Annotated in this window: 10 protein-coding genes; 2 read left to right on the plus strand and 8 right to left on the minus strand. The window is 62.0% G+C overall.

Annotation, left to right across the window (positions count from 1 at the left end; genetic code table 11):
- Positions 1-4 precede the first annotated feature (4 nt).
- From dhbA to WA845_RS11450, 4 genes are all read right to left on the minus strand, one after another.
- A complete protein-coding gene (dhbA, locus tag WA845_RS11435) occupies positions 5-760 on the minus strand; it encodes a 2,3-dihydro-2,3-dihydroxybenzoate dehydrogenase (RefSeq protein WP_022562806.1) in 756 nt (251 codons plus the stop codon).
- A gap of 13 nt (positions 761-773) precedes the next feature.
- The gene (locus WA845_RS11440; RefSeq protein WP_112553780.1) at positions 774-1,643 is read right to left on the minus strand and encodes an isochorismatase family protein; all 870 of its coding nucleotides are present in this window, start codon (positions 1,641-1,643) and stop codon (positions 774-776) included.
- A gap of 91 nt (positions 1,644-1,734) precedes the next feature.
- The gene (locus WA845_RS11445; RefSeq protein WP_112553783.1) at positions 1,735-3,360 is read right to left on the minus strand and encodes a (2,3-dihydroxybenzoyl)adenylate synthase; all 1,626 of its coding nucleotides are present in this window, start codon (positions 3,358-3,360) and stop codon (positions 1,735-1,737) included.
- Between the two features lie 17 nt (positions 3,361-3,377).
- Positions 3,378-4,553, minus strand: coding sequence for an isochorismate synthase (locus WA845_RS11450; protein WP_112553785.1), 1,176 nt, complete (start codon positions 4,551-4,553; stop codon positions 3,378-3,380).
- An 81-nt stretch (positions 4,554-4,634) separates the two neighbouring features.
- Here WA845_RS11450 and WA845_RS11455 point away from each other — a divergent pair, with 81 nt between their 5' ends.
- Together WA845_RS11455 and WA845_RS11460 are read left to right on the plus strand one after the other, a co-directional pair.
- On the plus strand, positions 4,635-9,089 hold the full coding sequence (locus WA845_RS11455; protein WP_112553787.1) for an amino acid adenylation domain-containing protein: 4,455 nt from the start codon (positions 4,635-4,637) through the stop codon (positions 9,087-9,089).
- 60 nt (positions 9,090-9,149) lie between these two features.
- Positions 9,150-10,496: a condensation domain-containing protein gene (locus WA845_RS11460; RefSeq protein ID WP_337322333.1), complete on the plus strand. Its 1,347-nt coding sequence runs from the start codon at positions 9,150-9,152 to the stop codon at positions 10,494-10,496.
- A gap of 112 nt (positions 10,497-10,608) precedes the next feature.
- Here WA845_RS11460 and WA845_RS11465 read toward each other — a convergent pair whose 3' ends face one another.
- The 4 genes from WA845_RS11465 to WA845_RS11480 form a co-directional block, all read right to left on the minus strand.
- A complete protein-coding gene (locus tag WA845_RS11465) occupies positions 10,609-13,443 on the minus strand; it encodes a condensation domain-containing protein (protein WP_337322334.1) in 2,835 nt (944 codons plus the stop codon).
- A gap of 61 nt (positions 13,444-13,504) precedes the next feature.
- Complete coding sequence (locus WA845_RS11470) at positions 13,505-13,783, minus strand: phosphopantetheine-binding protein (RefSeq protein ID WP_112553793.1); 279 nt, start codon at positions 13,781-13,783, stop codon at positions 13,505-13,507.
- Positions 13,776-14,615 carry a siderophore-interacting protein gene (locus tag WA845_RS11475; protein ID WP_006698355.1) on the minus strand — a complete coding sequence of 280 codons (840 nt, stop codon included), beginning with the start codon at positions 14,613-14,615 and terminating at the stop codon, positions 13,776-13,778. Before WA845_RS11475 ends, WA845_RS11470 begins: the two co-directional genes overlap by 8 nt.
- Positions 14,616-14,847: 232 nt before the next feature.
- Positions 14,848-15,801, minus strand: a complete 954-nt coding sequence (locus WA845_RS11480) for an ABC transporter substrate-binding protein (protein WP_006698354.1) — start codon at positions 15,799-15,801, stop codon at positions 14,848-14,850.
- Positions 15,802-15,821 lie beyond the last annotated feature (20 nt).

A 15,821-nucleotide genomic window follows, 5' to 3' on the forward strand; every position in this document is an offset into this window, starting at 1 on the left:
GAATTCAAGCCGCAAGCGTGGCACCGCCATCAACCACGATCTGCTGCATCGTCACGTGCCCGGCCTGATCGGAGGCGAGGAACAGCACGGTATCGGCAATATCGTCCGGCCTTGCGATCTTGCCGAGCGGAATGCCGAGCTTGAACTGCTCGGGCAGGCCGGCGACCAGCCGGTCCTTGCCGGCAGGATCGCTCAACATGCCGGCAAGCATCGGCGTATCGGTGGACCCGGGTGAAACGACGTTGCAGCGCACGCCATAGGGCGCAAGCTCGAGGGCGGCGCAATGGCTGAGGCTGACCAGCGCCGCCTTGGAGGCGCAATAGGCCATCATGCCGATGCGCGGCACGACGGCGGCATTGGAGCCGATATTGACGATTGCGCCGCGCCGCTGCCGTTTGAAGGTGGCGCTCCACTGTCTCAGCATATGGAACGGCCCGGCAGCGTTGACATCCATGCACGCCTTCCAGTCTGCGGGCGTCAGGCTTTCACTGTCGCCGAGCCGCAATATGCCGGCGGCATTGACGAGAATGTCGAGCCCGCCCCATTCGGTCTCGATCGCCTTGCAGGCCGTCTCCACTGCCGCCGCATCGGTGATGTCGAGTGCGATCTGGCGGAAGGGCGCTTCCGCCGTTCTGGCCTGGAGGTCGAGGCCGATGAGATCGGCCCCTTCCTCGATGAAACGTTCGGCGATGCGGCGGCCGATGCCCTGAGCCGTACCCGTCACCAGCACGCGCCGCCCGGTAAATCTCTGTTGCGTCATCTTTTTTGTCCGCTCAGGCCGCGAGCCGCTTTTGGTCGATCAGCGTCCACCAGGCGGAGAGCGTGGGCACACGCGCAAGCTCATCGAAGCCGACGGTGACGCCGCGTTCCTTCAACTCTCCGGCAAGCTTCATCACCTGCAGGGAATCCAGCCCGTAGAAGATCAGGTTTTCGTCGGGGTCGATATCGCTCTCATCCTCCACCATCTGCGCGACGCGGGCTTTCAGCCATTCGCTGATATCGTCGCCCTTTCCCGCGCCGACAAGGCTTGCGGCATCGATCACCACGCCGCAGCGTGTGGCCACATATTGCAGCGCCATGCGATGCTCCGCCTCGGAAAAATCGGCAACGCCATCACCGATCATGAACGGCTGGATGTCCTTCATAAAGGCTTCCACTGCCGTCATCATACACCCTATATGGGCATAAACGCCGCCGACGATGATCTGATCACGGTTCCAGCTCTTCATACGTTCGGCAAGGTCGGAGCGCTGGAAGGCGCTGTAGCGCCATTTGGTCAGCACCACGTCGTCAGGCGTGGGGGCGAGCTTGTCCACCACCTTCTGCAGTTCGGGATCAACGACGGTCAGACCCGGTCCCCACATGTCGTTCAGAAGAGCGCGGTCGCCGGGCGGCTGATTATGCGGCTGGGCGGTGTAAATGACAGGGACACCGTTCTGGACGGCCCATGTCTTCACCTTGGCGAGATTGTCGATGAGGGTCGTCATCAGCTTGCCGTCGGCCTCGTAAAACCGCAGGAAGTAACGCTGCATGTCGTGGATGAGGAGGACGGCGCGTTTCGCATCGGGCTGCCATTTTGTCTTGTTGGCCGGAAAACTCGCGGCGACCGGCATGGGATAGTCGGAAATGGTGGGGATCGTCATGATGACCTCGGTTTGTACGGCACCGGCTGGGCTGGCGCATTTAGGAACATGGGGACGCCATTTTGGCGTCCCTTTCGATGGGTGCGGAATGTCAGGCGCTGACGGCGACGGGGGTCGTCAGCAGATCGCGCAGGCGTTTTTTGTCGATTTTTCCGACGGCGGTGAGGGGCATGGCGTCGATGAAGCGCACACGATCCGGCAGCTTGTAATCCGCGACGCCGAGGCCGGCGAGGTGCTGGCGAATAGCCGGCGCCTTGAGAGCGGGATTGCGGGACACGACGAAGACGCAGCTCTTTTCGCCCAAAAGTTCGTCCTGCATGGCCACCAGCGCCGCATGGGTGACATCCGGATGCCGCAGGATCAGGTTTTCCACCTCTTCCGAAGCGACCTTTTCGCCGCCGCGATTGATCTGGTCCTTCACCCGGCCAACGACCCGCAGATAACCTTCGGGCGTGCGCTGCACGACGTCGCCCGAGTAATAGAAGCCATCCTTGTCGAAGACCCGGGCGCTGTGTTCCGGCGCGCGGTAATAGCCCCGGAACGTATAGGGGCCACGCGTTGCCAGCATGCCGGCTTCGCCCTCGGGCACGTCGTTGCCGTCCTCGTCAACGATGCGGATTTCGTCATCCGGGCTGATCGGTCGTCCTTGCGTGGTAAAGACGATATGGTCGGGGTCACCGAAGCGGGTGTAGTTCACCAGACCTTCCGCCATGCCGAAGACCTGTTGCAGATCGCAGCCCAGCACTTCCGGCACTTGGCGGGCCAAAGCCTCGGCGAAGCTTGCACCGCCGACCTGCAGGAGCTTGAGCGACTTCAGCCTTTCGCGATGGGCGGGAGCCGCCTGCAGCCACAGCGCGACGGCCGGCGGCACCAGCGGCACAATGTTAACGCCGTGTTTTTCGATGAGATCGAAGCAGGCAAGTGGTTCCGGATTGGCAGCCATGACCACCGCACCGCCGGCGTGGAACACACCGAGCGCGCCGGGCGAACTCATCGGGTAATTATGCGCCACCGGAATGGCGCAGAGGAAGCGGGTCTCAGGCGAAAGGCCGCAGATTTCCGCACTGGCCCGAACGCTGTAATCATAGTCGTTATGCGTCCGGGGGATCAGTTTTGGCGTACCGGTGCTGCCACCGGAAAGCTGGAACAGCGCCACTTCATCGGCGGCGGAAGGGGCGTAAGCGGGTGGGTTTTCGGCAGGGGCCGCCAGCAGCCCTTCTAGGCTCAACCGCGGATCTGTTTCGCCAAGCAGAAGGGTCAGGGTAAGTCCGGGAGAAGCCGCCTTCAGCGCCTCCAAAAATGTGTCATTGGCGAAAAGCTCGTGGCTGCGCGAGCCGATCACCAGCTTCGGCGCGATCTGCTCCGCATAGGAGGTCATTTCCAGCCGGCGATGGCTGAAAAGTGCGTTGACGGGGGAAGCGCCGATCTTCATCAGCGCGAAAAAGACGAGATAGAACTCGGCAATGTTCGGCAACTGTACCAGCGCGGTGTCGCCCTTGGCGATGCCAGCGGCGGAGAGATGTCCGGCCAGATTGGAGGATTGCCGGTCGATATCCGCGTAGGTGAAGCGGCGGTGGCCGCAGATCAGCGCCGTCGCGTCCGGCCGGCGCTCGATCTGTTCGATGAGGATGCCGCTCAGCGGCCTGTCGATCCAGTAACCGCGCTCGCGGTACCGGCGCGTCAGATCGTCGGGCCAGCGTTGAAATTCGATTGTCATGGTTTGTCCCCGGGAAATCAGGCAGAAAGACCGCAGGCGTTCAGCATGGTCTTGAGTTTGGTCTGCACCTCGGCCCATTCGGATTCGGGCTCCGATGCCTCAACGATGCCGGCGCCGGCAAAGAGCCGCACCGTTTTTCGCTGCACGGTGCCGCACCGGATCGTCACCACCCACTCGCCATTGCCCTCAGAATCCGTCCAGCCGACCATGCCGGTGAAGAGGCCGCGCTCGAAAGGCTCGACGAAGCGGATAAGGCGATGGGCGCGCTCGGTGGGGAAACCGCAGACGGCCGGCGTCGGGTGCAACAGGCACGCAAGCTGCAGGGCATTGGTTTCGGGGTCGGCGAGGCGGCCTTCGATGCGGGTCGAAAGATGCCAGAGGGCCGCCGTGTTGATGAGGGAGGGTTTTTCAGGGACATCGAGTTCCGCGCAGACCGGCGAAAGCAGGGAGCGGATGTCCTCGATAACGAGGCTATGCTCGTAGTGGTCCTTTTCCGAAGCCGATAGCCGCTCGGCGTTGGCCTTGTCCGCGGCGGGGTCGACCATCCGCTTTGCCGATCCCGCCAGCGGGTTCGAGATGATGTTCTCACCCTGCTTGCGAATCAGGAGTTCCGGGCTGACGCCGATGAGGTCGCCGCCATCGGGCAGCGGAATACGGAACTGGTAACCTTCGCGATTCTGTTTGGCGAGACTCGCCAGCAATCTCTCGACATTGACCTCGGAAGCGAAGGTGAGTTCGCGCATGACGGAAAGTACCGCCTTACGGACATCGGAATGGCGGAAATTGACGATGGCGTGCTCTACGGCGCGTTTAAAGCCGGTCTCGTCCGGCAGGCTGTTCTGGCCGACAAGCGCGGGCATGGCCGAATCGGCGACGACCGGCGCGGTTTCTCGTGGGCTCCACTCATGGTTGTTCGGTATATAAAGGCATGAGGGTTCGCTGACATCGAAGGGGATTGCCCCAATGGCGATCGGATTGTCCTGACCAGCCCGGCGGGCCCGTTCGAAAGCGGCTTTAATCGCTTGCTGCAATGGGCTGCCCATATCTTCTCCGCCGCGGGCCGGAAGCGTTATCCTTTCGCGGATTCCTTTGGCCCGCAACTGCCCGGTACCGGAAGTGAAAAGAAAATCTCTATTAAAATCAGCAATTTCGTCGGATTCGACGTCATTCGTCCTGAGTGCTCCCGTTTTCATGGGATGCCTCCTGTTCGAGTGGTTGACGATGGCTTATACTTGATTATGATAATCATGTTTTGTCAATCGGTGCAAATTCACATGCTAAATTTAACTCCGATGCAGGTGGCCTACTGGGTCGGTCGGGAGACGGATGGGATGCTCGGAAAAGTTACGCCCCATCTTTATCTCGAGTTCGAGGGGCGAGCTCTGGAGCTGGAAAAACTGGCCGTTGCAGTCGGCGGGCTTTGCCGGCGCCACCCGATGCTGAGCCTCAGGATCGATGCGGAAGGGCGTCAATCCGTCGATCCTGATGGTCGCCCGCTGCATCTCGATGTGGAGGACATGACGGCGCTTGATGCGGAGACGCTTGCGCGCCGGCTCGAGATCAAGCGCCACGCGTGGAGCCATCGCGCGACGGATCTTCGCACCGCGCCGCCCGCGGCGATTGCGCTCAGCCTGTTGCCGCATGGCCGGAGCCGGCTGCATGTGGACACGGACATGCTGGCCATCGATCCGGCCAGCGTGCGGATATTGATGGAGGACCTCGCCGGCCTTTACGACGAGGCGGACAAGGATGAAACCGCGCGTCCCCCGGCGGCGCAGCCATCCTTCTTCGACTGGACGAAACGCCTTGCGGCCGATCCTGACCTCAAGAGCGTGCGGGAATACGACCGGTCGTGGTGGCGGCAGCATATTGCGGATATTCCGGACGCGCCGCCGCTTCCATTTTTACCGGAGGATGCGTCACGCGCCGTTCATACGGACCGTTTTGCCACGATGCTCACAGGCGTTGAACGTGACGGTCTTGAACGGGCTGCGCGGCGTTGCTCGGTAACGATGTCGACCCTGTTGCTCGGTGTTTTTGCCGTGGCGCTGTCGCGGGCGCTCGATTCCGAAAAGTTCCGGCTCTCCGTCCCGGCTTTCTGGCGTGCACCCCTGGTTGAAGGGGTTGATTCCATCGTCGGTGAGTTTTCCAACGTGCTGGTGCTCGGCGTCGATATCAGACCCGCTGAAAGCGTCGAAGCCCTTCTCGGGCGGGTTTTCGATGACATGAACGGCCTGCTTGCCCATCAGGCCTATCCGGGCGTCAGCATCATGCGCGACCTCTCTCGCCTGCGCGGCGGTTTGCAGACCTCGCCCGTGGTTTTTACCGCCGGTGTCGACCTGCCGGGCGGCGATCTGTTTTCACAAAGGGTTGGGCAGCTGTTCGGCTCCCTGGTCCACACGGTATCGCAAGGGCCGGGGGTTGCGCTGGACGCGCAGGTCGCGAGGCTTGATGGCGGCCTGCTGATAAACTGGGATGTGCGGCTCGATGCGCTGCCTGAACCATGGCTTCGCGCCCTGTTTAAAACCTACGTGGGTCTCCTTCGCCGGCTCGCTGATCACCCGGACCTCGTTGAGGAATGCGTGGAACGATTTGGTGCTGCGATGTCCGAACAGCTGGCCGAGAAAAAAGGAAACGCCATGGAACGTCCGCTCTCGCCGCTGCAGAAGGCATATCTTCTCGGTCGCGGTGCACATCTGCCGCTCAGCGGCGTGGCGATGCAGGAGTTTCGCGAATATCGCGGCAGCATCGACCCCGCCCTGCTGCGGACCCGCCTTTCTGCCATGGTCGAGAGACATGAAAGCCTGCGCACCCGCATCGACGAGCGGCGCCTCGTGCAGATCGTGTCCGGGGAAGCGGAGATCAATCTTGATATGATCGATCTCTCGGATATTTCCCCGGCGGCAGCGGAAGCGAGGATCGATGCCGTCAGACGGGATTTTTCCCACGCCCATTTTGATCTCGCCGCCTCTCCCTGGCGGGTCACGGTCTTCCGCCTGCCGGCGTCCGAGGCAAAGGCTGATCATGTCGTGGTGTTCCTGCGTTTTGACGCTCTCATCCTTGACGGGCGGGCGATAGCCAGCCTCGCAACGGAACTTTTTGACGGTGTCCTGCCGGTCGCAATCACCGCTGCGGCTGAAACGCCAGGAGAGGATATCGCAGCAGCCCGTGCCGGGGACGCGGCCTATTGGACCGAGAAGCTGAAAGAAGCTGAAGTGCCCTCGCAGTTGCCCTGGAAAGCACCGCTCGAAACCATTCCGACGTCGCGATATAGCCGCCGGAGTCTGATTGTCGAAAAGCAGCGCTTCTCCGCCTTTGCGCGGGCCGGTGCGAAAGAGCGCCTGTTCAAGAATTCGGCGCTTACGGCGGTCATTCTCGAGGTGCTGTCGCTCTGGCTGAACGAGGGTGCGCTGGTGGTCGGCATTCCCGTTGCGCCGCAGGTGGATGGGGCCTTCGCCAACCGCTCCAGCTTCATCGCCGTCCAGTGGAATGCGGCAAAAGACGATTTTGCCGTGCGGGCGGCAGGCCTGCAGAGGGATGTGCTGGAAGGGCTGAACCATCTGGCTTTTTCCGGCATCGATCTCAATCGCGTGCTTCTCAATGCGAATGCGGGCGGGCTCGCCCTGCCTGTGGTGATTACCAATGGTCTGACGTGGCCGACGCTGTCGCCGGATTCGGCCATGCGCTGGACGGACGGTTTGACGCAGACGCCGCAGGTCGCTCTGGATTTTCGCTTTTCGCAGAATCCGAAGGGCGATCTCGTCCTCGATATCGACTATGCGGAGCAGGCGATCGATGCGGCGATGGTGGCGGATATTCTCGCAGCCGTCGAGCGCGCGATTGCGGGGATCGCGGATAGCGGCGCTTTCGTCCTCAACGGACGCGATATTGTCGACCTGTCCCATTACCGGCTGAATGGCGATGAAGGAAACTTCGTCTGCCCGCCATTTCTGGAACGGATCGCCGGCCGTCTTTTCGAAGGAGAGCCGTCACGCACCGCGCTTGTCAGCGGCAAGCGGCGCATCGCCTATAGCGAGCTTGGCGAGATGGTGGCGCGCGTGATCACGAGCCTAAGGGCGCGCGGCATCGGTCGGGGCGATGTCGTGGCCATCTGCCTGCAGCGTAGCCCCGAACACACGGCGATCACGCTTGCCGCGGCCCTGATGGGGGCGGTCTGGGTGCCGGTCGACGCCGGTTCACCCGACGATCGCCTGCAGTATCTGCTGACCAATTGCCGCCCGGCGCTCATCGTCGCCCGCCGCGTTCCGCAGGGTTTCCAAGCTGTCGATCCGGCGGTGCTTCTGTCCACACCCGCTCCGGCTGGCGCACCGGTCTCCATGGCGGAGTTAGCGGCGCTTTCCCGAAGCGAGGAGCCTGCCTACTTTCTTTACACGTCTGGCACGACAGGCAAACCGAAATGCGTCGTGCTTTCCAACCGCGCCACGGCCAATGTCATTGGCGGCACGCTGGCGGAATGGGCGGTGACGGAACGCGACGTATTCATCTCGGTCACCCCGCTGCATCACGACATGTCGGTCTTTGATGTTTTCGGCGCGCTCGTTGCAGGGGCGACGCTGGTGCTGCCGGAACCCGGAGAGGAAAAGGATGCGGTGCGCTGGAACGAGCTGGTCGCAGAACATGGTGTCACGCTGTGGTGCTCCGTGCCTGCCATCCTCGAAATGCTTCTCGCCTGCCGCCGCGGTAACCAGCTATCGTCGCTCCGGCTTGTCGCGCAGGGCGGGGACTATATCAAGCCTGTTATCATAGAAGAGCTTCGCCGGCTGAAGCCTGACCTGCGGCTGATATCGCTCGGCGGGCCAACGGAAACGACGATCTGGAGCATCTGGCACGAGATTGTTGCGGAAGATGTGGCGGCCGTGCCCTATGGCCACCCGCTGCCCGCCAATCGTTATTTCGTCCTCAACGATCACGGCGGCCATTGCCCGGCGGGCGTCGTTGGCCGCATCCATACCGCCGGCGTGAATGTCGCGATCGGCTATCTCGAGGACGGCGCGATTACCCAGACGGATTTCGTGACGATTACCGATCCGCATGGAAACACCGTGCGCGCTTTCCGAACCGGGGACCGTGGCCGCTACCGGCCGGATGGCAAGATCATGTTCGCGAGCCGTGTCAACGGTTACGTCAAGGTGCGGGGCGTGCGCGTCTCGCTGCCGGATGTGGAAAACGAGCTGATCCGCCACCCTTCTCTCCAGAGGGTTCTGGTTGTGGATTACGGTGTCGAGCAAAAGGGCGAGGCGGCCATCGGCGTGCTTTATGTCACGGCACCCGGCCTCGAACTCACCACTGCCGAACTGCGCGACTTTGCCCGCCGGCATCTGCCGGAATCGCATGTGCCCGGCCGGTTTCTCAAGGTTGACGATCTGCCGCTTTCGACCAACGGAAAGCCCGATCGCCGTCGCGCCCGTGAACTCTTGACCGGTGGAACGGCTGACGCGGAACCGGCAAAATTCTCCGCCGCTGCGGTTCCAGACGTCGATCACGGCGACCGCCGGGTGCTGGATATCTATCTCAGCGTATTGGGTAAAAAGCCGGCAAATGTGGATGCAGACAGCGACCTGCTGGCACTCGGACTTTTGCCATCGCACCTGAAAACCGTCTCGGCCGAAATTCGCGCCGTCTTCGGTGTTGACCTGACACCGCAGCAGCTTTTGCGGTGCCGCAACGCCAAGCAGGTGACGTCGCTCATGGCCGTACGGGCGGCGTGAACCCCGTCATTTCGGGTGGCCTTTCGCGCCCGGTAACGAAAATAGTGCAAGGAAAAACAGATGGCACATATCGATCCCGCCGGCGGCTGGTTTCCACTGACGCAGCCGCAGCTCGATTTCTGGGAGGAGTTTTCCTTCCATCCCGACGAACCGGTTTCAACCGTCGCCCATTACATCGATCTTTCCGGTGCGGTGAATGAGAGCGCGCTCCTTCATGCGATCACACGCACCGTGCGCGAATCCGAAGTCCTGTCTATCCGTTTCCGCGTCGGCGATGATGGCGAGACGCCGCAGCAATGCTGCGACCCAAACCATGCCCCGGTTGTGGAACTTGTTGATCTCCGCGGCAACCCCGCTCCGCTGGAGGAGGCTTTGCGGCGCATGAATGCGGATGTGGAAGCGCGGCTCGATCTCACGGCCGACAGGCTCTCGGCGCAGCTCCTCTACCGTATCGCCGATGATCGTTACCTTTGGTATATCCGCGCTCATCATATCGTCGTTGATGGTTATGGGCTGACGCTGGTGGAGCAGCGCTGCGGCCAGCTTTACGGGCACTATTGCGGCAAGGGTGAAGCGGGTCCGGATTTTCACCCCTTCGGTGATTTCCTGGCGGAAGAGGAAGCCTACAAGCGGAGCCGGCGTTTCGAAAAGGATCGCGATTTCTGGACAGCCTATCTCGCCGCACCCGCCGATCTGCCGGTGCTGGACAAGGATTGCGAGGATTATGGCGGCGGCGGCCTGCATGCGGATGCGGCCTTGCCGCCCGGTTTCAGCAAGCGGTTGCAACGACTGGCCGGCGCACTGGAGATTGGCTGGCCCGATCTTCTGGTGCTGCTTTCCGGTCTTTATCTCCACCGGGTGCTGCCCCGTCCGGATCGTGATGTCCTGACACTGTGGCTGCCTTTCATGAGCCGCTGGGGCAGTGTCGGCGCGCATATGCCGGCCATGCTCGTCAACATCCTGCCGTTCCACCTCACCATCGAGCCTGGAGAGGACGTCGGCGCATTTCTGACGCGCAACGCCGCCAATCTGCGGAAGCAGCGCCTGCACGGCCGCTACCGTATTGAACAGATCGCCTCCGACCGGGAAATACCGAAAGGCCGGCGCTTCTTCTTCTCGCCGCTCATCAATGTCCTGCCATTCAGCGCGCCGGTGTTTGCCGGGCTCACCGTTGCCAGGCACATTCTGGCGAATGGTCCCGGCGACGGGTTCAACCTTACCTTTCGCGGTGAAGATGACGGCAGCGAACTGAACCTGCACATCGATGCGGACTCGGCGCTGACACAAGCTGAAGACTTCGCCCGCTACCGTAAAGAGCTGCCATTGTTCCTCGATGCCATGCTGCGCGAGGAGGCCTTGGCGCTTGGGGCGGTGGAGGCGTCCACGGCGTTCCGCCTGGCGGTCTGAGGTGTGACGGCGTGCGGATGCAGGGGCCGCGCCAGGACATTCTCATCAGCGTTCAAAGACAAAATAACCCGGCTCCGTCAGGCGAAGCCGGGTTTTCCTTGGCAGGTCCGGCTCAGGCGAGCGTCGTCAGCACGCGGTCCGAAGCGCCGGTTTCCGCAAAACGGCTGAAGATGCCGCTGGTGGTGCTGCGCAGCCGCTCGACATCCTCAGGTCCGTAACGGTCCGAGCGGTAGCTCATCAGCACGCGAATGGAGCGATCGCCGCCGATCGTCTCTTCCATTACCTCGAACTGCAGCCCCAGCATGGATTCGTGTTTGTCCGGATCGATCTGGCGGAATTCCACCGCCCTGCCATCCGGCCCCGCAAGGGCGCCGTTCAGCTTGTTCTTGGCGTGGATCTGGATGAAGACCTCGAACAAATGGTCGCGACCCGGCGTCATGCCCAGTGCTTCCTCCACGAGATCGATCGGGATTTCGCTGTGTTTCAGCGAGCCATTGATGGTGTTCTTCACCGAGGAAATCAGTTCGCCGACGGTCATCGTTTCCGTGAAACGAACGCGATGGGCGACGACCGTGGTGAAATAACCGATCGTATCGAAATAGTTGCTGTCGGTGCGGCCCGAAGCCGAGGTGCCGACCACGAGATCGCTCAGCCCGCCGAGATGGCGCAGCGATGCGGCAATCGCGGCATAGACCACGTTGAACAGCGAGGCGCTGTTCTGCCTGGCAATGGCGTAAAGCCCGTCGCTGACATGTTTTTCCAGCTTGAACTCGATCCAGCCGCCTGCCGGTGCTTCGTCCTGCGATGCCTCGTGCGGTGTGCTTTCCTGTCCGTTGAGAGTAAGGCCTCTCGGCGCATCCCGCAACATATCGGTCCAGTAGGCAAGGTGGCTGGAATTGACGCCTGACGCGACCTGTTGTCTTGCAAATTCGTGGAACGGGGCTGGTCTGGTCGCGAAGACCGGGGCCATGCCCGTCGCCCTTGCCCGGTAAGCCTCGGTCAGCTCGTCCATCATCAGGTTCACCGACCATTCGTCCAGCACGATGTGATGGAAGAGGAAGGAAAGCACCTGACGGCCGGTGTGGGGGTCGCGCAGGAAGCGCAGCCGCATCGGCAGTTCGCGCGCCAGATCGAAGCGCCAGCCAGCCTCGGCGTGGCGGTCCACCCCTTCGCTTTCTTCGCTGGTCCAGAACCATTTGTAACCGGGCAGATCATGCATTGGCACGATCCTCTGCAGAACCATATCGTTTTCGACGTAGAAATGGGTCCGCAGGCCAGGATGGCGCTCGATTATATCGAGGAAGGCGCATTCAAAGGCGTTCTCATCGACCGGATCGAGGAAATCGAGCGCGAAGGGAATGTTGAAGATTTCGCCGAAACCGAAAGCGGCATAGGCTTTCCAGAGCGACATCTGCGCCAGCGAAAGCGGCGCGGTCAGCGAGCCGCTCGCCGTCGCGTCCGCCTGCGCAGGCGCAGCGGTTGCGAGCCGCGTCGCCTGTTTTGCGAGCGTGGCGGCGGTCGGGTAGCTGAACAGATCGTTGAAACGCAGCTCGATGCCGTGATTGGCGAGAAGGCGGCCGATGATGCGGGTCGCGATCAGCGAATGGCCACCGAAATCGAAGAAATCGTCATCCGGCCCCATGTCGGGTGAGACGAGCGCTTCACGGAACTCGGCGAGGATCGTTTCGACGGTGTCGTCCTTCTGAGCGGACGCACTGGGCGAAAGGGCTTCCTGCTGCGGTGCTGCCGCGGCGTCTTGAGGGACGACCTCGGAAAAACCCGTGCCGCCTTCAAGATGGCTGACGAAGCGCTCCAGGAGGAAGGCCGTCGCATGCGGCGATGTTTCCCTGCCGCCCGTCAATTCAAGGCGGATCTCGCCCGCGGCCGTCGGCCCGACGGCAAGTGTCAGGCCGAGGCCGGATTGCAGGGAGGGCAGGGGCAGGTGCTCGAAGTGAAGACCATGTTCCGATATGGCCTGAACAGGTGTTGCAAGCGCCTGCAGCGTTAAGGTGACCTTTGCGCCTCCATTGTCGGTTCCTTGCTCCAGCCCCGACAGCACGGCATTTTCAGCCTGTTCGGGCGATTGGTCGCGGGTGATCGCTATCCGCGCCACGGACTCGGCTGAAATCGGTGTGGCTGCGCCGAGGCCGGGCCGCAGGCGAAGGGTTACTGTTTCGGGGCCGCCGCTTCTTGCCAGGAAAAGCGCAAAACGCGATCCGGCACGCGCGAGGATCGCGTTTGCAGCCGTGGAGCTGTGGAGGCCGAGCAGGGAAGCCGTAAGGTCGACGCCATGGCTATGGCTCGCAGGCCTGTCAATTGTGTTCTGCCGCAGCGCCACGACGGTCGAGCCGGTGGCCGGACGTTGCAGCCAGCCAAGCGGAAGCGGGTCGACGCTGTCACTTTCGGCCGCACGCGGCGAAAGCGGTTTCGGCGTTCCACCGGCATAGGCCGCCGTAATACCGTCCAGCAGCATCTGCGGCGAGAGGACCTCGCCCAGCAGGGCATGGACCAGAAATGCCAGCAGGATTTCACCTTCGCTCAAAAGCACGACGGCCTGGAAAGGCGGGTCGGTCTCGGCATCAAAGGGCCTCCCCTGAAGGTCGTGCAGCAAAGTCAGTGCCTCCTCTGCCGAGGGGACATGCAGCAGCTGCACGATGGATGCGGATGGAGCCTCAATACTCTTGGCGAGCGTACCGTCCTCGCCAAAGGCAAAGCGCGCACGAAGCTCGGGCCAGACCTCACAAACCGTCTTCAGTGCCGAGGTTAGACGCAGCAGATCGCATTCTTCACCGATCCGATAGGCGAGAAGCTGCCGAAAAACCTGATCGGGATCCTGAAACTGTTCGAACCAGACCCGTTCCTCATATTGGCTCGGCGGGGCCTCCCCTTCGTTGTCGAAGCCTTCTTCGATGCGACGTGCGAGCATACGTGTGTTGTCTGCTGCCATGGTCCTCTCCTTGCTATAGTCGGAAATCGCGCTCCGGCGCGAAACGTGCTGGTTCGCGGGATCAATGTCCCGCGCGTGACCGTTCGAGGAGTGCCTGCCACGCGGCAAGCGTTGGCCGCCGGGCCAGATCGTCATAAGCGAGCCGCGCTCCCGCAAGCTGTGAAAGCGGCTGCATCAGGCGCATGAGGGCAAGCGAATGAAGCCCATAGCCGAACAGGTTGTCCCCCGGTTCGATATCGCGCACTTCATCTTCCAGAACCCTTGCGAGAAGGGCTCTGAGTTGCGTCATAATCGCTTCCGCATCCCGCATGGCAGCCGTCGATATTGCCGGGTTACTCATCGAAATGATCGTGAACGCCGCTCGCGCCGCGCCGCCAGTAGCCGGAAGCACGGGTCCATTTGGGGTTGGCGCCAAATTCCTCGACCAGAAGGGCGCGAACCGCCTTTGCGGTCTTCGATTCGCAGGCGACCCAGCTGAAGAAATCGCCCTTTGGCAGTTCGAGCTGGCGCAGGGCGCTCGTTAATGCGTCCTGGTCGGTTCCGTTGTCCGGCCTCTGCGTTATCCAGACGATCGATGCGTCCGCACTGGTTACGAGCTCCAGCCGGTCCGCCTCCGTCTCGACTTCGATCAGCGCCACGACGGGTGTGCCCGCAGGCATCTCCTCCAGTCGCCGTGCCAGCGCGGGAATGCCGGTATCGTCGGCGATCAGCAGGTGCCAGTCATAGGTGAAGGGAACGGTGAAGGAACCGCGTGGGCCGGCGATCCACGCCTTGTCACCAACTTTCGCGCTCTTCGCCCAGTTGCTGGCCGGGCCATCGTGATGGGTGGCGAAATCGATGGCGAGTTCGCCTTTTTCGGCATCGAAGCTGCGCGGCGTGTAGTCACGCGCCAGCGGCCGCGGCGCGCCTTCCGGGAATTCAATGCCGTTCGGGCCGATCACCGGCAGGGTCGGTTCGGTTTGGCCGGGCTGGGGGAAGAACATTTTGACGTGGTCGTCAAAACCGAGGCTCGTAAAGCCCTCCAGTTCCGGCCCGGTCAGCACGATGCGTACCATGGACCGGCTGAGTTTTTCGGTCCGCGCCACGTCCAGCGCGCGCAGCTTCACGGCGTGGCGGTGGCGTTTGGGAGTGCGGTCCGGAAGGGCGGAATCCATGGTTTCTGGCATGCTCATGCTGCTGTCTTTCCTGGGATGACGCCGACGGGTTCGGCGGTCTCGCTGTCCCGGGTCGGCGTGCCGGATGATCGCGCGTTGGGGTTCTCATCCGGCGCGATATTCCGGCGTCGTTGCGTCAAGATGCGCGGACCATAACAGGCGGTTTCCGCCCCGGCAATATAAGTTTCTTCGAAAACTCAAGTTTATGCCGGCACGTGATCGTGCCGGGATTTGTCGGGCAGAAAGGTGGTCAGCGGCGGCCTGCCCAGCTTTCCACTTCATCCAATGTATGGAGCGCGCTCGGAATGGAAGGCGTCGTCACCCTGGTGGAATCGAGGAAAACAATCCTTTTCTCGCGTGCCGATTTTACGAAACGCTCCCAGCCGGGAATGATCTTTTCAAGCGCGGCGCGGGTTCCCGCCTCGCCGCGGGCTGGGCTGGTATAGCTGTTCATCACCACAAGCAGATCGGGATTGAGCTTGCCGAATGCTTCGGCGCTCAGCGGCATCATCAGGGTCGAGCCCATTCCGCCCGAAGAGGCGGTACTGTCGATCTTCAACCTGACATAACCGAGATCCTCTATTGCCTGCACCGCGCCGGACATGTTCCCCACGGCGTTGATCTGGTCCGTCAGCAGGATCGCGAGATAAGTCTTGCCGTTGATATCTTCACCCAGCGTCTTTTTGACGGCGGCGAGCTTGGTGTCATAAATCTTCCGACGCTCAGCGAAGACATCGCTTCGCCCGACCAGACCTGCAAGGTCTTCCTCCACGCTGAAGCCATAGGCTTTGCCGGCGCTTGCCTTTTGCAGATAGACCGGTGCGACTGTGGAGAGCTGTTCGGCCTTGCCGCTGTCCATTTCCGTGGCGACGATGAGGTCCGGTCGCAGCGCCCGCAGCTTTTCGAGGTCGATTTGGCCGACAGCGCCGAAACCCTTCGGTTTCGCGTGGCCTTCGCCAAGAACGGTATCAACGAAATCGACGGCGGTTGCGAATTTGCCGTCGCTGTTGCGGCCATAGGCGCCGACCACATCAGCGCCAAGATCCATCAGCGGCACGCCCAGAAGCGGCTCGTGCATGACGACAATGCGCTGCGGCTTTTCCGGAACGGAGACGGTGCGGCCGGCGGCATCGGTCACGCTGCGCTCGGCGGCGAGACTCGTTCCGGCGGCCAGAAGTGCGGCGACGAGGATGGCAATTCGCATGGCATTCCCTTTATTCGATA

It is taken from the genome of Agrobacterium sp. CMT1 (assembly GCF_037203725.1).
Taxonomy (GTDB): Bacteria; Pseudomonadota; Alphaproteobacteria; order Rhizobiales; family Rhizobiaceae; genus Agrobacterium; species Agrobacterium pusense.